This window comes from Archangium sp. (assembly GCF_036389735.1).
GTDB lineage: Bacteria > Myxococcota > Myxococcia > Myxococcales > Myxococcaceae > Archangium.
Genome location: NZ_DASVWK010000518.1, coordinates 1 through 19727, shown reverse-complemented (window position 1 = coordinate 19727; position 19727 = coordinate 1). Strand labels below are relative to the sequence as shown.

General features: G+C 69.0%; 14 protein-coding genes. 4 read left to right on the top strand and 10 right to left on the bottom strand.

The annotated features are described in order from the left end of the window. Positions 1-367 precede the first annotated feature (367 nt). Positions 368-5371, top strand: a complete 5004-nt coding sequence (locus tag VF794_RS18190) for a hypothetical protein (RefSeq protein ID WP_331112094.1) — start codon at positions 368-370, stop codon at positions 5369-5371. On the opposite strand, the gene VF794_RS18185 is transcribed toward VF794_RS18190, so the two are convergent. After that, positions 5368-5817: a hypothetical protein gene (locus VF794_RS18185; RefSeq protein WP_331112092.1), complete on the bottom strand. Its 450-nt coding sequence runs from the start codon at positions 5815-5817 to the stop codon at positions 5368-5370. The genes VF794_RS18190 and VF794_RS18185 overlap by 4 nt on opposite strands. Before the next feature lie 261 nt (positions 5818-6078). Between VF794_RS18185 and VF794_RS18180 the strand changes: the two genes are divergently transcribed. Continuing rightward, complete coding sequence (locus tag VF794_RS18180; protein ID WP_331112090.1) at positions 6079-6933, top strand: fused MFS/spermidine synthase; 855 nt, start codon at positions 6079-6081, stop codon at positions 6931-6933. An 8-nt stretch (positions 6934-6941) separates the two neighbouring features. On the opposite strand, the gene VF794_RS18175 is transcribed toward VF794_RS18180, so the two are convergent. The 6 genes from VF794_RS18175 to hemN form a co-directional block, all read right to left on the bottom strand. Beyond that, the gene (locus VF794_RS18175) at positions 6942-9086 is read right to left on the bottom strand and encodes an Ig-like domain-containing protein (protein ID WP_331112088.1); all 2145 of its coding nucleotides are present in this window, start codon (positions 9084-9086) and stop codon (positions 6942-6944) included. Positions 9087-9285: 199 nt separating this feature from the next. Continuing rightward, entirely contained in the window at positions 9286-12234 is a 2949-nt protein-coding gene (locus VF794_RS18170; RefSeq protein ID WP_331112087.1) for a DEAD/DEAH box helicase, read from the bottom strand. Between the two features lie 114 nt (positions 12235-12348). Then, the gene (locus VF794_RS18165) at positions 12349-12552 is read right to left on the bottom strand and encodes a cold-shock protein (RefSeq protein ID WP_331112085.1); all 204 of its coding nucleotides are present in this window, start codon (positions 12550-12552) and stop codon (positions 12349-12351) included. A 226-nt stretch (positions 12553-12778) separates the two neighbouring features. Then, the gene (locus VF794_RS18160) at positions 12779-13141 is read right to left on the bottom strand and encodes a response regulator (RefSeq protein WP_331112083.1); all 363 of its coding nucleotides are present in this window, start codon (positions 13139-13141) and stop codon (positions 12779-12781) included. After that, entirely contained in the window at positions 13138-13737 is a 600-nt protein-coding gene (locus VF794_RS18155) for a hemerythrin domain-containing protein (protein ID WP_331112081.1), read from the bottom strand. The genes VF794_RS18160 and VF794_RS18155 overlap by 4 nt, the downstream gene beginning before the upstream one ends. Positions 13738-13739: 2 nt before the next feature. Beyond that, positions 13740-15110 (bottom strand): oxygen-independent coproporphyrinogen III oxidase, encoded by a 1371-nt coding sequence (hemN, locus tag VF794_RS18150; protein ID WP_331112079.1) that lies wholly within the window; start codon positions 15108-15110, stop codon positions 13740-13742. 191 nt (positions 15111-15301) lie between these two features. On the opposite strand from hemN, the gene VF794_RS18145 reads away from it, so the two are divergent. Then, positions 15302-16510, top strand: coding sequence for an MFS transporter (locus VF794_RS18145; RefSeq protein WP_331112077.1), 1209 nt, complete (start codon positions 15302-15304; stop codon positions 16508-16510). A 14-nt stretch (positions 16511-16524) separates the two neighbouring features. Next, positions 16525-17625: a sterol desaturase family protein gene (locus VF794_RS18140; RefSeq protein WP_331112076.1), complete on the top strand. Its 1101-nt coding sequence runs from the start codon at positions 16525-16527 to the stop codon at positions 17623-17625. Positions 17626-17646: 21 nt separating this feature from the next. Here the strand turns inward: VF794_RS18140 and VF794_RS18135 are convergent, their stop codons facing one another. The 3 genes from VF794_RS18135 to VF794_RS18125 are packed head-to-tail and all read right to left on the bottom strand — an operon-like array spanning position 17647 to position 19554. Next, the gene (locus tag VF794_RS18135) at positions 17647-17970 is read right to left on the bottom strand and encodes a DMT family transporter (protein ID WP_331112075.1); all 324 of its coding nucleotides are present in this window, start codon (positions 17968-17970) and stop codon (positions 17647-17649) included. A gap of 19 nt (positions 17971-17989) precedes the next feature. Then, positions 17990-18385 (bottom strand): hypothetical protein, encoded by a 396-nt coding sequence (locus VF794_RS18130; RefSeq protein WP_331112074.1) that lies wholly within the window; start codon positions 18383-18385, stop codon positions 17990-17992. A gap of 41 nt (positions 18386-18426) precedes the next feature. After that, on the bottom strand, positions 18427-19554 hold the full coding sequence (locus VF794_RS18125; protein ID WP_331112073.1) for a cytochrome-c peroxidase: 1128 nt from the start codon (positions 19552-19554) through the stop codon (positions 18427-18429). Positions 19555-19727 lie beyond the last annotated feature (173 nt).

Sequence of the window (19727 nt, the reverse complement as noted above, 5' to 3'; positions counted from 1 at the left end):
TCAGGAAATCACTCACCTGGGTCATCGTGGACCGAAGCTCGATCCCCGGCAGCTCGAGAAGCTTCTCAAGCGCGTGCAGCAGCCGCTCCCTTCGGGCGCTCTCACTCTCAGGTATTTCCACGGCCACGACAGGAGGATGGGTACGCTGGAACCCAAAAGCATCGGCCCTGGGCCCCACACGGCCGAGCCCGCGGGGCGTCGGCTGGCGGCTCGCTCCAGGGGTCTCGTTATTGGACGGGCCCGCCTTGAGGGGGTTGGTCCTTTCGTGAAGTGCACAACAAGCCTAGTCTGGCCCTCTGTCATCCGTCACTTCGGGCCGACCCACCCTGTCACGTCGGGCCCTTCGGGTTAAGGAAATGGGGGCTCCATGATCTGCCTGGCCTGTGCCGAACTCCGCGATGAGAGCGCCAGCGAGACGTGCCCGAGTTGCGGCGTCAGACTCATTCCCGCGACCGGGGACCACCTGGAGATGCTCGTCCAGGAGAAGCTGAAGCGGCGGATCTCCGACTGGCAGGCCACGCGGCTGCTCGACCCGCTCACCGCGACCCGGCTCACCGAGGCGCTCGATGGCGCCACCGTCGCGAGCGCCCTCGCCGTCCCGCTGCTCGCGGACGCGAGCGCCCTGGAGCAGAAGGCGGATGCCCTCGCCGAGAAGCTCGAGCAACTCGAGGACTGGCGCCCCGATTGGGGTCAGACGTTCTTCCTGGCGTTGGAGAACGCGGCGCGCACGGAGCGAGAGGCCGAGCGCGAGGCCCGCGAGGTGGAGGACGACATCGGCCTTGCCTCGGACTCGGGGCAGGCGCTCTTCCAGCGTGGGGACGCGGGCACGTTCGGCGACGGGCTGGATGCCATGGTGGCGCTCGATGACGCTCCGGGCGGCGCGCGCGGCGACACGCCCCGGCTTCACGAGTACGTGTGGTGGTTCCTCGGCGCGGTGCTGGTGCTCGGCGGCTCCCTCATGGGGGTACGCGAGGCCTGGCGTGCGCTCGGCGGCGTGCCCCGCCAGCTCCTCGTCACGAGCGCCCTCTTCGCCTACCACGCCGCGTTCATCGGGCTGGGGGTGTTCCTCGCCCGGCGCTCGACGTCGGCCGGAAGGGTCCTCGCGGGCATCGGTATCGCGCTGTTGCCCGTCGTCTTCGTCGCGCTGTCCTCCCTGGTGGGCCTCGCCCCGGGGCTGGGTGGAGCCGTCTCCGCCGTGGCCGCCGGTTTGTGTCTCCTCACGCTGAGGCCCACGGGCCGCCTGCTGCACGGGGCCTCCACGGTGTCACTCGGGGTGGCCCTGCTCCCCTCGCTGCTGGCCGGTCTGCCCTTGATGGCGCTGGGAGACGCCCCCTGGACGCGCACCCTCTGTGCCTTCGTCGGGGTGATGGCGCTCGGGGCCTCCGCGTGGCGGGCCAGGAAGGAACAGGAGAGCCGGGCCGGGCTCTCCGTCCTCACCACGAGCCTCTACGGAGCGCTCTCCCTGGCCCTCTTCTCCGTCGCCAGTGCGCCCTCGGGCTTCGATGCCCTCTCCCCGGGGAGCCCGCTCTTCGCGGGGATGACGCTCTGGGCGGTGGCGCTGGCCTCGGTGGTCGCGGGTGTGGCGATGCAGCCCTCGGCACGCGAGGCCCATCCCCAGGCGGCGCCCGTGGTGGAGACGCTCGCGCATGCGGTGGTGGCCTGCGGGGCGCTCGCCGGGGCGCTCTCGGCCTTCTCGCTGTCGCCCGGGGTGGCGCCGTGGGTGGATGTCGCCTCGGCCTTCACACCGGTCGCGGCGGCGCTGGCCTTCTTCGTGCTGGAGCCCCGACGCCGGGCGCTGGTCCACCCGGGGGTGCTCGCCGCGGCGCTGGCCGGTGTGCTGCTCGCGCGCCTGGAACTGCCAGCCGAGCCGGGCTGGTGGATGGTGGGCCTCGCCACCGTGGGAGCGGGACTCCTCGCCGTGGCCCGACTGGGTGAGCGGAGCGCCCTCCACTTCTGGCTGCTGACCTGGGGCGTGGTGCTCTCGGTGGCCTCGCTGTCCCTGTCAGTGTGGGTCACCGCCGCATGGGGCACGGGGGCGCGGTGGCCCGAGGTCGCCGCGGGTGCGCTGGTGGCCGTGGCCGCGCACCTCACGGGGGGTTATCGCTCTCGGGGCCTGCACTACCTGGGCGGCCTCGCGCTCCTCGTCGGAGCCCTCGGAGCCATCTCCGCCGCCGAGGTGCTCGCGGCGAATTGGACGGTGCTGACCGTGCTCACCCTGGCGGCGGCCCTCTACGGGGTGGCCGGGATCCTCCAGGACGCGTGGATGCGCCGCACGGGGAAGACGAACCCGCTCCTCCCCCTCGATGATCTCTCGCTCTCCATGGCCGCGCTGGGTGTCCTGCGCGCCTTGGGTGGGGTGGAGGGCGTCGTCAACACGGGCACCGTTCTCGTGGATGCCGGGCTCGGGTGTCTGCCGCTCGTGCTCATCTCGACGCTCCTGCTGCTGCGCGCGAGGCGGGACCGCAGCCGGCTCGTCAGTACCCTGGCCGCGTCGGGCCTCGCGCTCTCCGTCGTGCACTTCTGCCGCATGAGCGGCACCCTCCTCTCGCTCTCCAGCGACCGGGCCCTGCTCTACGCGGCCCTGGTGCTCGGCTTCTCCGCCATCGCGGCCCTGCGTGGACGCGAGGCCGGAGAGTCCACGGAATCCCCGCACGGTCGGCGGCTGCTCGGGTGGGTCCGGCTGCCGTTCCCCGAGCGGGGTCTCCCCCTCTACACCGATGGCTTCGCCGTCGTGGCCTTCCTCGTGGCCACGGTCGTCCTCGCCTTCCTGACGGGGTGGATGTCGTTCCCGAACGAGGGCGAGCGTCCCCGAATCGTTCTCGCGGGGGTGCTTCTCACCGGGAGCGCGGTCCTCGCCTTCGTCTCGCGAGGCTTCGTCACATGGCGCCTGCGGGGCTCCGTGGGGACGCTCGCCGCCGCGGGGCTCCTCATCGCGCTCACGGCGGTGCTCAACCGCGTGGGACGCCCACTGCCGCCCGATGTCGTCGCCCTGCGACTCCCGCTCATTGGAGTGGGACTCTGGCTGCTGGCGCTCGCCACGCGGCGCTTTGGACCGGCGCTCGGGCGCCTCCTCGAAAAGGAGCGCCATGGCCGCGTGTACCATCTCGTCCCGCACGGCGGAGTGGCCGCGTTGGGCGTGGTGCTCGTGGTGGGGGCGTGGCTCGCCGGCGGGCCCGTCCTCTCCCGCGCCCTGACGGTGGTGCCGCCGCTCATGCTCCTGGGCGCCGCGCTCCTGGCGTTGTTGCTCGCCTTCTCCTTCCGGGCGCCGTTCCTCGCCGACCTGGGGCTGCTCCTCGGGCTTCCGGGGGCCGCGCTATGGGCCGTCCATCACACCGTGCTCGGACATGCGCTGGTGGCCTTGGCGCCTCCCGGTGGGCAGTGGGTACGCGCCGAGTCGCGGGAGCTCGCCCAGAATGTAACGTGGCTCAATCCCCTCGCGTGGTTGCCCGCCGGAGAGACGCATCCCGACCTGTGGTACCAGGCCTTCATCGGCATCGCCGCCGCGGGGCTCGTGTATGCCGGCACGGGGCTCGTGCTGGGCTTGTTGGGAGTACGCTTCTCCTCCCTCCGGCCGATCCTGACCTCCGAGCCCGACTCCCTCGGTCCACGGCTCCTCCAGGCGCTGAACCGCTGGTCGGGCCGCGCCGCGTGGCTCGTCTTCCTCGCGGCCTTCTTCCAACCCGGGCTGGAGGCCGCCGCGCTCACCCTCGGGTCCGGGTTGCTGCTCGTGGGCTGGGCTCGGGCCCAGGGGCGCCTGGCGCTGGGCATGGGGCTCCTGCTGCTCGTCCACGCCCTGGCGCACCGCGAGGACACCTTCGGCGCCTGGCCGGGGCCGGTGCTCGCCCTGGTGGGGTTGCTGGTGGTCGCCTTGAGCCCACGCGTGGCCCGCTGGCGAGGGCTCGACGAAGGCATGGTGCGGGCCCGGGCCCAACTGGGTGCTCTGGTCTACGCCCTGGCCGCGACGGTCTACGCCCTGGCCACCGGCGGCCGACCCGAGCCGCTGGTCGCGGCCCCCAACCTCCTGTTCAAGGTCCTGGATGGACTCGCGGGACTCTGGACGCAATCCGTTGCCCTGCCGACGACCCTGGCCCTCATCGCCGCCACGCTGCTCGTCGGCGCGTACCAGTGGAAGGGCGCGCTGTCGCGGTTGGGAGCCGGATGGGCCTCGCTGCTGGGGGGAGTCGCTGCCGTGTCCGGCCTCGCGGTGTGGCTCGTGGCGGACGCGGACGGTTTCCGGGAGCAGGTCTCCTACGGTGCCCTCCTCTCGCTGCACGGCGCGGCGCTGGCGCTCGGCACGGCGGGAGTGGCGGCGCTCGCCCACGTCGCCAACGTCGGGGTGCGGAGCGGGCGCGAGGACATCGCCCGGGGCCTCGGGTGGGGCCGGGACGTGTGGCTCATCTCGATGGGAGGACTGCTCGCGCTGGCGGCGATGCTCATGAGCGCACCGGACGAGCGGGCACTCCCGCTGGCGAGCGCGGCCATCGGGCTGGTGGTGGCGGTGTCCCTGCACTGCGCGTGGAGTGAGCGGACTGGCCGGCACGTGTACTTCGTGCAGGTGGCGGTGGTGGGCGTGTACGCGCTCGTGCGAGCCCTGTACGCCCGAGATCTGCGACCCGAGCACGATGCCCTCTTCGCACTGGCGCTCGGCTTCGTCCTGGTGGGGGTGACGGTGCTGGCACGCCGGGCGGGCATTCCGCCGGTGGAGCGGGCGACACGCCGATTCGCCGCGCTGCTGCCCGTGGGCATGGCGCTGGTGCTCCCCAGCGAGGCCACGGGCGAGGCGGCCTTGCTCGCGGGTGGCTCGGGCCTCCTGTACGCGGCGCTGGGCGCGGTGGAGCGCAGCCGGCTGTTCGGCTCGCTCGCGGCCACTGCCTGCAACGTGGCGCTCCTCATCGGCGCGCTCTCGGCGGACATGGAGGGCCTCGAGGTGTACCTGGCGCCGCTCGGCCTGCTGCTGTTGATGCTCGGCCAGCTCTTCACGAGCAGCCTGCCGCGAGCGGCGAGGAACGCGGTGCGCATCGTGGGAGGCCTGCTGCTCTACGTGCCCGCGGCGGCGAAGCTGACGCTCCAGCTCGGGCAGGCGGCGGATGGGACGTATGCCTTCGTGTTCGGCGCGGCGTGCCTGGTGGGCGTGGCCGCTGGCATGGCCCTGCACATCCGCGCCTACCTCGCGCTGGGAACGCTGTTCCTCACGCTCGACGTGGCCGCCACCCTCGTACACGCGGGCCTGAGGGACCACCGCATCGGCTTCCTCGTGATGACGCTCACAGGCCTCACCATCGTGGGTGGCCGGGTGCTGGCCACGCTGCGCCGCCAGGAGTTGGAGCTGCTGATGCGCCGAGTGAGCGTGACCATCCGCGGCTGGGACTAGCGGGGGAACTCGCCGAAGATGACGCGCGAGCGGCCCTCCATGGGGAGGACGTGCTCCTCCACCGTGGGGAAGCCGAGCTCGCGCGCCAGTTCCGCCAGGTGCCGCCGCCACGGGTTGTACGGCATGCTGTTGTCCGAGCAGCACGGCACCACGGCGAAGGGCAGCCGATGCATGGCCGCGTACTCGATGATGATCCGCGTCGCTCCGTCCGGGTGCATGCCCACGAGCAGGTCGCACTCGCACGGCTCCTCCAGCGTGAACATGCGCTGCGCGTAGCGTACGGGCAGGTGCTTGTGCCGCAGGTCGAAGGTGGTGACGGCGCGCCCCAGGCGTGAGAGGGCCTCGTTCAAGCGCCCCTGCCCTCCCGCGATGTCGAAGATGCGGGGAGCGGGGAAGCGCTCGACGATGAATTGGGCGAAGAGGTCGAAGCGGCGCTTGTCGGCCATGGCGCCTCCTCTACACCATCTTTGGTATCCTCGATTCCCTCGCGAGGCTCACCAAGCCGGTCAGGCATGGCCGCTCCCACGAAAGGCGGCCAGGCTCGCATGGAATTCCATTCTTTCTTGGTGGGAAAAGCTTCGACACGGGCACTTGCTTCCTCCCTGCCTCGGAAGCCCCTTCGCCTGCTCCTGGGCACCGCTAGGGTAAGCGGCCCACCTTCCGCGATGCTGGCCCAAGTACCCTGAGTCCTGGAACGGAACAAAGTCATGGGATCCGGAACGAAGCCAGAGGTCATCCACGAGGCCCCCTCTCCTTTCGGCACCGTGTTCGTAGTGGACGAGGGCGACGAGCGTTCGCTCCGCTTCGACAGTCCACATGGCTCGCGCCAGAGTGTCTTCCTCAAGAGCGACCCCCTGGCGGTGCCGTTGAGCTACGTGCGCGTGGCGATGGCCGGGCTGGCTTTCACCCAGGGCCGCTCGCGCGTGCTGGTGGTGGGCCTTGGCGGGGGAACCTTCCCCATGCTGCTGCACCAACTCCTGCCTCGAGTCGTGGTGGACGTGGTGGAGATCAACCCCGTGGTGGTGGAGATAGCCCGGCGCTTCTTCAGCCTCCGTGGGAACTCCCGGCTCCGCATCGCGGTGGAGGACGGAGCCCGCTTCCTGGGACAGGAGGGGCCTCATTACGATCTCATCTTCCTCGATGCCTTCTCGGAGCATGGAACACCGGGCCACCTGAAGGAGTTCCCCTTCTTCGAAGCTGCCCGGCGCAGGCTCGCGCCCGGAGGAGTCGGGGTGCTCAACATCGCGTTCGAGGAACCACGAGGCTTGGCGGAGCGCATCGAGACCTTCGCCAGGGCCTTCGAGGACTGTGCACTGCTGCGTGGCTCCTCAGAGAGCAACAACACCCTTGGAGTGGGTACCCTGGAGCCAGTGCCACCCGAGCCCCTGTTCTGGCAGCAGCTCAAACAACTCTCCCGGGAGTTGGGTTTCCCAGCGCTGACCCGGAGCGTGGTGTCCTTCGAGCGAGCCACGCGCCGTGAAACGTCGACGCGGGAAGGCCACGAACGAGCCTTCCCGCTTCTCACGGGAGGACGAGAGGATCCGTCCTCATCGGACCCCTGACCGCGATGCTAGTAATTGTAGCGGTAGACGTAGATGTTGGAGGCCGTGCCATCGGACTCATGCCAGGCGACCATTGGCTGACCGCTCTTGTCGAGGGTCAGAGTGGGCTTGAAAGCCGCCGTGCTGCTCCCCGTGACAGCGCTGATGCGTCCTCCCAGGCTACGCCATTCGCTGCCCGTCCAACGGCTCACCAGGATGGACCGCTCCGTGGAGGAGAAGCCACTCCAGGCGACGATGGGACGCCCGTCATTGCCCATCACCAGCGAGGGAGCAGTGCTGTCCGTCGAGCCACTGCTGACAAGCGTGCCGAGCATCCACCACGCAGAGCCATCCCATCGTGCTGCATAGATGTCACAGCCTGATTGGTCGGAACTCTCCGGGCACTCCTGCCAGGCAATGTATGGATTGTCGGCCCCATCCAGCACAAGCGAGGGCTGAGTGGCCTTCCTCTTGGCCGGGCTGGTGACCACTCCGCCACCCAGAAGGCTGGAGGAGGAGGGACCTCTTTGTACGGCAATTCCTCGGACACCTTGAGCATCAGAATAGGCATCATACGCAACAACCTCCGCATTCTGCTCAACCACAGTGGCAATCTGGACGGTCCCGACATCATGAACGGTGTTGGGCTGCTCAACATTGAATTGAGCCGTCCAAGCATTGTAGGTCGGATTCAGCCAATACAGAGCATCCAGATAGGCCGTTGCACCATCGAAGTAGGTCATTGCAACGAAAGGAGTGTTGGAATTGGCGAGCCCAAGAGCCGGACGGGTGCGCTTGTTGGCGCCACTCAATGATTCAAACGCCGGTAGCTCCTCCCAGGCCCCACTCCACTTCTTGCCATGGAGATTGACGCTGGTCCCATTGGACTGAACCTCCTGCCACACGAGATAGATCTGGTTCTGGGGAGTGATCGCCAGAGCGGGCATGTCTGCGTTGGTATTTCCAGTGACTCCGCTCAGTGCCCCGTCCAGCGATTCCCAAGTCGTCCCGTTCCATCGCCGGGCATAGATGCTCTTTACCCCGCTGCCGTCGGGCTCGGTCCAGGCAACCACGGCATAGCCATCCTCTCCAACCTTCATGGCCACATTCTCGGCGGGAGTGTTCTCCGAAACCGCACTGAGGGCGCCTCCAACGGGAAGCCAGGCGGGAACCGAGAACAACCATGAGGCCGACGAGGCCACCATGTTGCCCGCGAGGTCCGTCAGCGGGGCCGTGGCAGTCCCCAGGTTGACGGTGACCGTGCTCGAAACCGGCAGCGAACCCGTTGGGGTCACCGTCAGCGTCTTTCCATCCGTGGACAGGGAGAACGTCTTGGCAATGCTCGTGCCCCCCGCGCTCACCACCACCGAGGAGTCAGTCACCGTGGAGGCCTTCAACGCTTCGGAAAAGGACACCCGGATCTTCTCGCGGACGGAGACATTGGAGGCACCCGCCTCCGGCATACGCGTCTGCACGGTGGGCGCGGTGTGATCCACCGTGACGGTAAGCGCCGGACTCGTGAACGTCTTGCCACCTTGTGTCGCACGGGCCGTGAGTTGGTAATTCCCCTCGGGCTCCTGGGTCGTATCCCAGGTGTACTGGTACGAGGGCCCGGAAATCCGCGCCAAGACGGTTGTCCCCTTCAGCAGTTCAACGAAGTCCGTCGGCGTCCCTTCCACCCCGACCTGCAACTGAACCGAGTCCTTCACGTACACCACTCCCTGGCTGGGGTTCATCCACTTCACCAGGGAATCGCCCAGCCGCACCACCGTGAGTTCCACCGTGAGGTCCTGGGATTGCGAGCCCGAGATCGCTCGCACCGTGAGCATCTTGGTTCCGGGATCCGCGTTCGCGCCCACCGTTACCGTCAGGGATGCGCTTGTGCTGCCAGAAGCAATCGTGGCGGGCTGCGCAGAGATTCCCACCGGCGGGTTCACCAGGCCGACCGAAACGCTGTCGCTGAAGCCATCGTTCCGCGTGAGGAGCAGCTGGAAGGTGTGGAGGTTGCCCTGGAGGACGCTGGCTTGCCTGGACCCGGAGATGCCCAGGGAGAAACCGTCATGGGTTCCCGCTCCAGGCAGGTGGGTCCCCGGCTCCTCGATGTCGGGGACATTGATACAACCGAAACAGCACGTCAGGACCAGTGGGAAGAGATACTTGGTTCGTAGGTTCATGAGACTCGCGCACTGCAGGGCATGAGCCAGCAGTGCGGTACAGGCGGGTAGGTCCGATTGCCTTGGAAAATCAGGCGCTTTCCTCCCCTTACCATGCCCCCGCCCCCTCCCAGGAGCATCCACCCTGTCAGACGGTCGTCCACACCGGAAGACGAGTGCTTCCCGCAGGGGCCTGGGTCCCCCGAAACCGGGGTGAGGTTCAGGAGAAGAGCTGGAGCAGATCCTCGCGGGTGATGGCCGTCGCGGCCGAGGCTTCGCTGAGGGCCGCTTCGAAGAGCGCGCGCTTCTTCTCCTGAAGCCCGAGAATCCGCTCCTCCACCGTGCCCTGCGACACCAACCGGTACACCATCACCGGACGCTCCTGTCCGATGCGGTGTGCACGATCCGCCGCCTGTGCTTCCACCGCCGGGTTCCACCACGGATCCATCAGGAACACATGGTCCGCCGCCGTGAGGTTCAGTCCGGTTCCGCCCGCCTTGAGCGACATCAACAACACTGGCGCTCCCTCCGGTGCCTGGAACCGCGAGGTGATCTCTCCTCGATTGGTCGTCGTGCCATCCAGGCGGTCGAAGGCGATTCCGCTCGCCTTGAGATGCGGTTCGAGCAGGTCGAGCAGCGAGGTCCACTGCGAGAACACCAGCGCCTTGTGCCCCTCCGACACGGCGGTACTCAGGGCCTCGACGAGGGTCTGCACCTTCGACGACGAGTTGGCCTGCTGGCCCGGAACGAGCGCCGGGTGGCAGGCCGCCTGGCGAAGTCGGAGCAGGGCCTCCAGCGCCTTCAGCACGCTGCCCCCTTCGTTCAGCAGGGCGACCACTTCCGCGCGCGTCGCCGCCATCACCGCGTCGTAGACGGCACGCTCGCGCTCATCCAGCGATACGTGCATCACGGACTCGGTGCGCGGCGGCAGCTCGGGCGCGACATCCCGCTTGAGGCGCCTCAGCACGAAGGGCCGGATGCGCTTGCGCAGCCGGTCCGCCGCCTCGGCATTCCCCTCGGTGATCGGCCGGGCCAGCCGCTCCTCGAACTGCCTCCGTCCACCAAGCAGGCCCGGGTTCGTGAAGTGCATCAAGCTCCAGAGTTCCTCCAGCCGGTTCTCGAGGGGCGTTCCGCTCAGCGCCAGACGGAAGTTGGCCTTGAGCCCGAAGGCCGAGCGCGCCACCTGGCTCTCCGGATTCTTGATGGCCTGGGCCTCGTCCAACACGAGCGCGTCCCAGGTGCGCCCTCCGAGCACGGCCGCGTCCAGCCTCATGATGGAATACGTCGTGAGCGTCACATCGGCGGCCTCGTCCAGGGCACGACCGGGCCCGTGGTACACGCACACCTTGAGCGACGGGCGGAAGCGCTTGAGCTCCGCGGCCCAGTTCGGAAGCACACTGGTGGGGCACACGACGAGGGAGCGAGGACCCAGCACGCACAGCGTCTGGAGCGTCTTCCCGAGGCCCATGTCGTCGGCGAGGATTCCCCCGAGCCCCGCGCCCCGGAGGAAGCCGAGCCAGCTCACGCCCTGCTGCTGGTAGGAGCGCAGCGTGGCGGAGAGATCTCCCGGCAGGCTCGGTGGCGGGAGCTTCTCGAAGCCGTCGATCAGCGGCGCCAGCCGGTCGAGTCCCGGCGGAGGCGGCTGCTCGAGCGACTCACACAGCGCGCTCAATTCCGGCAGGGCGTGGTTGGAGACCCGGCCATCCGCCTGCCGCGCGGCCAGCAGATCCGCGACGCGCTGTCCGTTCTTGTCCAGCCAGGCCCGAGGCAGCGGCGCCCAACCTCCTCCATCTAGCGGCACGAGCCCCAGCCCCTCCGTCCACGCCCGGAGGACCGCCGCCGCGTCCACGGTCCGCGTTTCGCCCTTCTCTCCTTCCACCTGGAACTCGAGCGTGAAGCGCACCTCGGGAACACCCGGCCCGGAGGCAGCGGATTCCACCCGGAGGGAGGGTCGGAGTTGGACGTTCGGGCTCACGAGGCCCGCCGCGTCTCCGGAAAGGTCCCCTCGCCAGCGCCGGAGCTTGTCCGCCCAGCGCACCATCTCCTGGCCCTGCACGGTCAACCGCCGTCCGGGCACCAGATTCAGCTCGTCCCGGAGTTGATGGATGAGCCGCTGTTCGGCCGCTTCATCGCGCAGAGGCACGGCCCCGCGCAGGTAGACCATCCGCCCATTGTCGATTCGCACCGACGGCGGCGCCCCGTAGACGAGCGTGGGCAGGACGGACAGCCCCGACTCCAGTTGATTGAGCTCCAGCAGGACGCGCGGCTTCAACTCGCGGTCGATGGGCGGCAGGCGCCGGCTGCGGACCTCGACCGGCATGCGACGGCCCAGCTCCGGGAGCACCTTCGAGGAGATTTCCCCCATCTGCTCGGATGGGAAGGTGCGGACGATTGGAAGGTTCTGGAGCCACGCTCCCGTCGTCGAGGTCTCACCCAGACGGGCCAGCGCATCGCCGCACAACGCGACGCCCGGACTCACGACCTCCACGATGCGGGGATCGCGCATCACCGTCACCACCAGCTGCGCACCACGGTCCTCGACGAGCGCCCGTGGGACGACGACCTCTTCCGAGACGGCAACGGGCTGCCCATCGAGCAGGACGTTCCGCGCCTGCTGGAGCACCTGGAGCAGCGCGTCCAGCCTCTCGGGAGGAAGTGCCCCACGCGTACGGCGCTCCAGGAGACGATCCGCGAGGAGGTCCGACTGCTCGACCTGAAGTTTCGCGGCCTTCACCGGCTTCGCGACCAGGGAGGCGAGACTCTCCTCGAGGGGCTCCTCCGTCCCGTCCGGGTGAGCGAGCGCACGGTGGAGTTCCAGCCCTCCCGAGACGCGGGTGAACCGGTACACCACGCGGGACAACCGGTTCGCGATCGTCTCCAGGGGCTTGTCCTGCTTCTCCGCCTGCTGAACGAAGAGGACCGCCGCCACGACGTGCTCGCACGGATCCACCCGGCTGGGGCAGTCGCACTCCCAGGCTTCGTCGCCCGGGTACAGGATGACCGTGAGGGCAACCGGGCGCCCCGCTGCCTTCACCCGGAGCTCCAGCTCATTCGGGCCCTGGGCCTGGAGCGAGACGGCACCGGCACGGGAGAGGTTCACCCCGTTGGACCAGATTCCGGGGCGGGCTTCCTTGCGAACAGCTTCGAGCAGTTGGGCGAGCGCGGACATGGGAGATGCGATTCCCTACGCCCCAGGGGGGCGCCGCGCAACGCCGATGTACCCAAATGAAAAAGGCCCAACCTCACGAGGAGGTCGGGCCTTTTCTAAAGCTGGACGCGCTCGTCAGACCGGGCGGACGTTCTGCGCCTGGAGGCCCTTGGGGCCGCGGGCGACGTCGAACTCGACCTTCTGCCCTTCCTGGAGGGAGCGGAAGCCCTGGGACTGGATCGCGCTGTGGTGGCAGAAGAGGTCCTCGCCCCCGCCGTCCTGCGTGATGAACCCAAAGCCCTTCGCGTCGTTGAACCACTTCACGGTACCGATTGCCATTTACTCGTCTTCTTTCTTGTCCGGCATCATGAGTTGAGCCGGAGGCCGATCCCTGCGGGAGTGCGGCCATTGCCGTTTGTCACGTTTCGAGGCGAAAGCCCAGGGGGTCCTCCGAAAGTATCCCAAAGAATCCCCGCGACTGTCGGCTGGAGAATCAACCGGGGGCCCCGGACATCCATTCCGGGGGCCTTTCCCACTCTTGGGATGGGTTCACGGCCCGTGACGCTCAGCGGCCCTTGATGCAGGTCTGTAGCTCGGAGATGAGCGTCTCGTAGCGTAGCGGCTTGCCCAGCACCCGGCACACGCCCAGGGACACGGCGGCCGCGGACGCCAGCGAGTTCACATGCCCCGTCACCAGCAGCACCGGGGTGCCCGGCCGAGCCTTGCGCGCCGTGCGAATCACCTCCAGCCCGTGTCCTCCAGGCAGCTCCACGTCGGTGATGAGCGCGTCGAAGAACTCGCTGCGCAGGCGATTCATGGCCTCCTCCGCCCCGCAGGAGCCCACGGCGGCATACCCATCCATCGACAGGAGGTCACACAGCGCCCCCGTGGCCACCGGCTCGCTGTCCACCACCAGGATGCGCTTCATGGCGCGCCTCGCCCACCCCACGGTTGATGGGTTCTCCCACCGTTCACCCAGCGCGGGGCGGTGGCCGGCAGCGGAAAGGCCAGCTCCAGCGCATCCGCCGCCTCGGCCAGCGAGCCGTGCGCGGCCTCGATGCGCGCGAACTTCGCCCGCACCCGCTCCATCACGTCCACGGGCAGCAACCGCCGCACCAGTGGGAAGAAGCGCCCCTCCTCCACCTCCGTGTGGCCCCGGTGCAGGCGTACGTAGCGCTCCGCGAGCGCGTACATCTCCTCGCGCTCCTTCTCGCCCCGCATCACCGCCCGTACCATCTCGCGCAGCTCCTCCGCCAGCTCCCGCCCCAGCACGTGCTGACCGGAGAGCGCCGCCAGCACCCCCTCGCCCAACGGTAGCCCCCGCGAGGTGATGGCCTGGAAGACCTCGCCTTCCTTCGCGTCGTGGCTGCCATCCACGAAGGTGAGGAGGAAGTGCGCGGCCCGCTCGAACAGCACCGGGGAGACGTCCCCCCCGCCCCGTCCGTATGCCACGGACCGCTCGAGCACATCGATGACACGCTCGATGTGGCGATGCTCGTTCATCAGGATGTCGATGGCGTCCATGTTCACACCGTCCGAGAGAAACGGGGCCGCTCGCTCCGGCGCAGGTAGGTGTCGAACACCATCGCCACGTTGCGCACGAACAGCCGCCCCAAGGGGGTTACCTCGAGCTGGGTCCCCTCCCGACGTACCAGCCCATCGTCTTCCAGCGGCGCGAGCCGCTCCAACTCCTCCGTGAAGTCGCCCGTGCCGTCCTCGCCCAGGTCCACCCAGAAGTTGCACATGAGCTGGGTGATGATGCCCCGGCGACGACGGTCATCCTCGGTGAGCCGGATGCCTCGCTCGGTGGCGAAGCGGCCCTCGCGGACGCGCTCGTAGTAATACGGCAGGGCGCGGACGTTCTGCGCGTAGGCCCCGCCCACGTCGCTGATGCCGGTGGCGCCCAAGGCCACCACGTCCGAGGCCGCCTTCACCGTGTAGCCCTGGAAGTTGCGTCCCAGCGCGCGCCGCTCCTGGGCTCGGGCCAGCTCGTCCTCGGGCACGGCGAAGTGGTCCATGCCGATGGGCCGGTACCCCGCCTCCACGAAGGCCTCCCAGGCCGAGCGGAACAGCCCCATTTTCGTCTGGGCATCCGGCAGCGCCTCGGCGGGCATGCGCTTCTGGTGCTTCAGCACGTCCGGGATGAAGGCGAAGGAGTAGACGGCGAGGCGGTCCGGCCGCAGTGACAGCACCTGCTCCAGCGTGCGCGCCCAGCTCTCCGGGTTCTGGTACGGCAGCCCATAGATGAGGTCGAAGTTCACGCCCGAGAAGCCCAGGCCCCGCGCGTGCTCCAGCAGGGCCCGCGTCTGCTCGAAGGGCTGGAGGCGGTTGGTCACCGCCTGCACCTTCGGATCGAAGTCCTGAAGTCCCATGGAGATGCGGTTGAAGCCGAGCTGCCGCAGCAGGGAGAGCTGCTCCGGGGTGGTGACGGCCGGGTGGACCTCGATGGACACCTCCGCGTCCGCTACCGGAGAGAGGTGCCGGGTGAGCCCGCTCCACAGACGCTCGAGTTGCGGCTCGGAGAGGAACGTGGGCGTACCGCCGCCCCAGTGCACCTGGGACAGCTTGCGCCGGGGGCCAAGCCGTCCCACCACCTGCTCCAACTCCTGGAGGACGTGGTCGATGTAGGCGTCCGCCGCGCTCCGGTCCTTGGAGATGACCACGTTGCACCCGCAGTACCAGCAGAGGCTGCGGCAGAACGGCAGGTGGACGTACAGGGAGAGGGGTTCATCGGCCCCAACAGTTCCAGCCGCGTCGAGCCGTTCGGCGTAGTCCTCCGTGCCGAACTCGGGTCGCCACTCGGGAGCGGTGGGGTAGCTGGTGTACCGGGGGCCGGCGACGTTGTACCGCCGCATCAGCTCCTCGGAAGGCGTGGGTATTTCCAGGGACGGGGACACGGAGCATTGCCATTCCAAGCACCGTGCCAGCGCCGCGGGCCCTCTGGACCCTCCCTTCCCATGGGGCTTCCGGGTGCAAGGGCTGCGTCCGGACGCAAGGGTTGCGCTTCAACGAAGTCGATGGCTCCAGGAAGCGCGCCTCCAGCCGCTTCATCTGCCCGGATGCCTGGTCGGCGACCTAGAGTGGGCCCATGGCCCCCACGCCCCCAGGGCAGTTCCGCCGAGTCGAGGCGCTCGTCTTCTTCACGGTGTTCCTCGACCTGGTGGGCTTTGGCATCGTCATCCCGCTCCTGCCCTTCTACGTGCAGTCGATGGGCGGCTCGGCGCGGACGGTGGGCGTGCTCCTCGGCTGCTTCTCCTTCGCCCAGCTCCTCGCCACTCCCCTTCTCGGGAGACGCTCGGACCGGCACGGACGCCGGCACGTCATCCTGCTCAGCCTCCTGGCCAACGCGTTCGCCATGGGCCTCTTCGCCCTGGCCAGCCACCTGCTCCTGCTCCCGCTCCTCTTCGCCTCGCGCATCCTCGCGGGCGCCACCTCGGGAAACCTCGCGGCCTGCCAGGCCACCCTCGCGGACATCTCCACGCCCGATACCCGCGCGCGGACGATGGGCCGGCTCGGAGCCGGCATCGGCCTGGGACTCGTCCTGGGCCCCATGTTCGGTGGCCTGCTCGCGGAGGGGGGGGTCTGGCTGCCTCCGCTCGCGGCCGGAGCACTCGCCCTGCTGGGGGCGCTCGGCGTGCTGGTGGCCATGCCCGAGACGCACCCGCCCGAGGCCCGCTCCACCTCGAAGCCGCCCTCGCGGTCGAGCGTGCTCCGGGAGACACCGCGGCGACGCGCGTTGGTGCTCGTGATGGTGCTCTACTTCCTCGTCTTCCTCGCGATGACGACGCTCCAGGTGGCCCTCGCCCTCCTCGCCCAGACGCGCCTCGGCTGGGGCTCGAAGGAGGTGGGCTACATCTTCGCGCTGTTGGGCGGGCTGGGGCTCATCATCCAGGGCGGGCTCATCGGCCCCTTGTCGCACGCCCTGGGCGAGGTGCGCCTGCTCGTCATCGGCGCGCTGCTCGTGTCCGCCGGCATGGTGGGGGTGAGCCTCGCCCACCAACCCGTCCCGCTGGTCGGAGCCGTGGCCGTGCTCGGCACGGGCATGGGCCTCATCCAGCCCCTCCTGGCGAGCCTCGCCTCCCAGGCGGCGAACCCGTCCTATCTCGGACTGACGCTCGGCCTGGCCCAGTCCTCGGGAGGGCTCGCGCGCACCGTCGGGCCGGTGGCCAGTGGCGCGCTCTACTCCTCCCTCGGCGCCAGTGCGCCCTTCACCGTCGGTGCGCTCATCGCCCTGGCGGCGGCGGCGCTGGGTGTCAGACTGAAGCGGGAGGGGCTCGGAAGGGAACGCTCGCGGTAGACTCCAGGTCCGCCATGGGCCTCATCACACTGTCCATCCCCCTCTTCTTCCTCCTGATGGGCATCGAGTGGCTGGGCGGGCGCCTCCGTGGCCGGCGCGTGTTCCGAGGCCCGGATGTCTTCACCAACCTCGCCCTGGGCTCCGCACAGACGGTCTTCACCGTCGTGGCCGTGGGGCTGCTGGCCGGTGCCTACCTGGCCCTCCACGCCCGCCGGCTCTTCGATATCCCGTCCTCCTCGGCGCTGGCCTGGGCGGGCCTGCTGCTCGGCGTGGACTTCTGCTACTACTGGTTCCACCGCGCCTCGCACCGCATGAACCTGGCCTGGGCGGCGCACGCACCACACCACCAGAGCGAGGACTACAACCTGGCCGTGGCCCTCCGACAGGGACCCATCCAGCCGCTCGTTTCGCGCGTCTTCTACCTGCCGCTCGCCCTGCTCGGCTTTCCCCCGGCCATGTTCGCCACGGCGGCGGCGATCAACACGCTCTACCAGTTCTGGGTACATACCGAGTTGATCGGCAAGCTCGGGCCCCTCGAGTGGGTCCTCGTGACACCCTCGCACCACCGCGTGCACCATGCCTGCAACGGTCGCTACCTGGACAAGAACCACGGCGGCATGTTGATCGTCTGGGACCGGCTGTTCGGCACCTTCGAGCCCGAGGAGGAGCCCGTCACCTACGGCACGGTCAAGCCGGTCCGCACGTTCAACCCGCTGGTGGCCGCCCTGGCTCCCTTCCGCGAGCTCGTGGCCCTCTGCGGCGAGACTCCCCGGCTGATGGACAAGCTCAAGCTCTGGGTCATGCCGCCCGAGTGGCGCCCGCCCGGGACAGGCGCTTCCGTCCCCGAGGTCGTATCGGGCCGGCCCCGGTTCGACGTGCGCGCCTCGCGCCGGGTGGCGCTCTACGTCGGCGGAGTGGGGGCACTGACGTTGCTCGTCACGGTGCTGTTCCTGGTCCGAAGTGCCTCGCTGTCCCAGTCCGTGAAGCTCGTGTTCGCGGCCTGGTTCCTGGCCTCGATGGGAGGACTGGGCGGAGTGCTGGAGGGCAGGCGCTGGGGCCCCCTGGTCGAGGTGGTGCGGCTCACGGCGGCACCGCTCGTGATCGCGGCGCTGTAGGGAGCCCGCACGAGCCGCGGACTATGTCCGGCGCAGCAGGACGACCCCCGCGAGGATGAGCGCCACCGCCAGGACGCGAGCGGGCGACAGGCCCTCCCGGAAGAGCGTGACGCTGAAGACGAGCGTCAGGGCCGCTTCCAGTCCGAGCACCGCGATGTAGGCGACGCCGAGATCCGCCCTGCGCATCGCGAAGGCCTGGAGCAGGGCCCCGAGCAGGAACAGCACCAGGAAGGCCAGCGTCGGAAGCGGACGTGTCACTCCCTCCGAGAGCTTCATGAACGTTCCGCCGACCGCGAAGCACAGGGAGGCGAGGAACAGCAGGCCCCACTCGACACTCGACACCATGCCGCCCGTATCCGTCTTGTCAGAGGTAGACGCCGCTCAGCAGGCCACGGCCGATGGCGAAGATGCCGCCCGCGACCAGCACGAGCGCCCCACCCACGCCGATGAGGGGCAGCAGATAGCCAGGGTTGGGGCGCTTGCGGTTCATCACCAGCAGCGCGTGGGCCAGACCGGCCGCCAGCACCATCATCACGATGTGCCCGATGAGCGCCGGGAAGTAGCGGCCCATGGCCACTCCGATGATGCCGAGAAGAATCTGCGTGTCGAGCAGGCCCGCGAAGCTGGAGCCCAGGATGCGCACGAGCTTGTCCACCGGACGCTTCGTGGCGAGCCCGAAGGCGTAGTAGGCGACGGCGACGACGCCCACGAGCAGGACGAGGTAGCGCAGGTACGAATGGATGGAGAGGAGGGTGTTCATAACCCTCCTCTCCTAGCGCCCCCCTGGCCGGGAGGCGAGCTTTACGTCGGATCCGGCTTCGGCGTGGCGGCCGTGCTCGGCGGCAGCTCGGGCGGCGAGAGCAGTCCGGAGCCGGGCAGCTCGCCGGTGAGGCTCTTGAGGAAGGCCACGATGTCATCCACCTCGGCGTCGGTGAAGGTCATGCCGAGCTGGTGCTTGCCCATGAGGCGCACCGCCGTGGGCAGCTCCGTGACGGAGCCGTCGTGGAACCAGGGCCCCGTCTTCTCCACGTTGCGCAGCGTGGGCACGCGGAACTTGCGCAGATCCTCCTCGTTCTTCGTCACCGCGAAGCGCCCCTGGTCCTCGGTGGGGTAGTCCTCCATGACGCCCAGCTTCTGGAAGGAGGTGCCGCCCACCGACGGCCCGTTGTGGCACGTGGTGCAGCCCGAGGAGGCGAAGAGCTCCAGCCCGCGCCGCTCCTGCTCGGTGAGCGCCTTCTCGTCGCCCGCGAGGAACAGGTCGAAGCGCGAGGTGGTGAGGAGCTTGCGCTCGAAGGCGGCGATGGCGCGCGCGGCGTTCGTCACGCTCACGGCCTTCTTGTCCGCGGGGAAGGCCGTCTTGAACTCGGCCACGTACTGCGGAATGGAGTTGAGCGTGGCCAGCACGCGCTTGTCGCCCGGCATGGCCATCTCCAACGGGTTCATCATCGGGCCCGCGGCCTGATCCTCGAGCGTGGCGGCGCGTCCGTCCCAGAACTGGGCGACGTGGCCCGCGGCGTGGAAGACGGTGGGCGCGTTGCGGTTGCCCTTCTGGCCCTTGTGGCCCTCGGAGGTGGGCTTGCCGTCCACGCCGAAAGTGGCCAGGTCATGGCAGCTGTTGCAGGAGATGTCGTGGTTCTTCGAGAGGCGCTTCTCGAAGAAGAGCTTCTGCCCGAGCGCCACCTGCGCCGGAGTGTCAGCGGGCGGCTTGATGGCCTTGGCCGCGGCGGACAGGCGGAAGAAGGAGACGAGCTTCTCGTGGCTCATCTTGGGCTTCGCGGGCTCCGGGGCAGCGGCCGGCACGGCCTCGGGCGCGGGGGCCGCGGCGACGGTCGGCGCGGGCTCGGGCGCGGGCGACTCGCGGCGGCACGAGGAAGAGAGGGCGCCCAGGGACACCAGTCCCAGGCCAATCAAAAGCCGATTCCGCGTCATCTACCAACCTCCCATGAGGAGCAGCATCACAAGTGGATTCCTACCATTTCCGGGTACCCCTTGTGGAAGTCCCCTCCCCCCCAGGGTCACGGACAGGGTGAGCGGCCTCACTTCAGGGAGCCCTGCCCGGCTCCCTTGGGAAGCGGGCGGGAAGAAGAGCCGGTCCACGGCCC

What these genes read in the sequence shown, in the direction of transcription:
- VF794_RS18190 (WP_331112094.1), top strand. Translation starts at nt 368, where the DNA reads ATGATCTGCCTGGCCTGTGCCGAACTCCGCGATGAGAGCGCCAGCGAG.
- VF794_RS18185 (WP_331112092.1), bottom strand. Translation starts at nt 5,817, where the DNA reads ATGGCCGACAAGCGCCGCTTCGACCTCTTCGCCCAATTCATCGTCGAG.
- VF794_RS18180 (WP_331112090.1), top strand. Translation starts at nt 6,079, where the DNA reads ATGGGATCCGGAACGAAGCCAGAGGTCATCCACGAGGCCCCCTCTCCT.
- VF794_RS18175 (WP_331112088.1), bottom strand. Translation starts at nt 9,086, where the DNA reads ATGAACCTACGAACCAAGTATCTCTTCCCACTGGTCCTGACGTGCTGT.
- VF794_RS18170 (WP_331112087.1), bottom strand. Translation starts at nt 12,234, where the DNA reads ATGTCCGCGCTCGCCCAACTGCTCGAAGCTGTTCGCAAGGAAGCCCGC.
- VF794_RS18165 (WP_331112085.1), bottom strand. Translation starts at nt 12,552, where the DNA reads ATGGCAATCGGTACCGTGAAGTGGTTCAACGACGCGAAGGGCTTTGGG.
- VF794_RS18160 (WP_331112083.1), bottom strand. Translation starts at nt 13,141, where the DNA reads ATGAAGCGCATCCTGGTGGTGGACAGCGAGCCGGTGGCCACGGGGGCG.
- VF794_RS18155 (WP_331112081.1), bottom strand. Translation starts at nt 13,737, where the DNA reads ATGGACGCCATCGACATCCTGATGAACGAGCATCGCCACATCGAGCGT.
- VF794_RS18145 (WP_331112077.1), top strand. Translation starts at nt 15,302, where the DNA reads ATGGCCCCCACGCCCCCAGGGCAGTTCCGCCGAGTCGAGGCGCTCGTC.
- VF794_RS18140 (WP_331112076.1), top strand. Translation starts at nt 16,525, where the DNA reads ATGGGCCTCATCACACTGTCCATCCCCCTCTTCTTCCTCCTGATGGGC.
- VF794_RS18135 (WP_331112075.1), bottom strand. Translation starts at nt 17,970, where the DNA reads ATGGTGTCGAGTGTCGAGTGGGGCCTGCTGTTCCTCGCCTCCCTGTGC.
- VF794_RS18130 (WP_331112074.1), bottom strand. Translation starts at nt 18,385, where the DNA reads ATGAACACCCTCCTCTCCATCCATTCGTACCTGCGCTACCTCGTCCTG.
- VF794_RS18125 (WP_331112073.1), bottom strand. Translation starts at nt 19,554, where the DNA reads ATGACGCGGAATCGGCTTTTGATTGGCCTGGGACTGGTGTCCCTGGGC.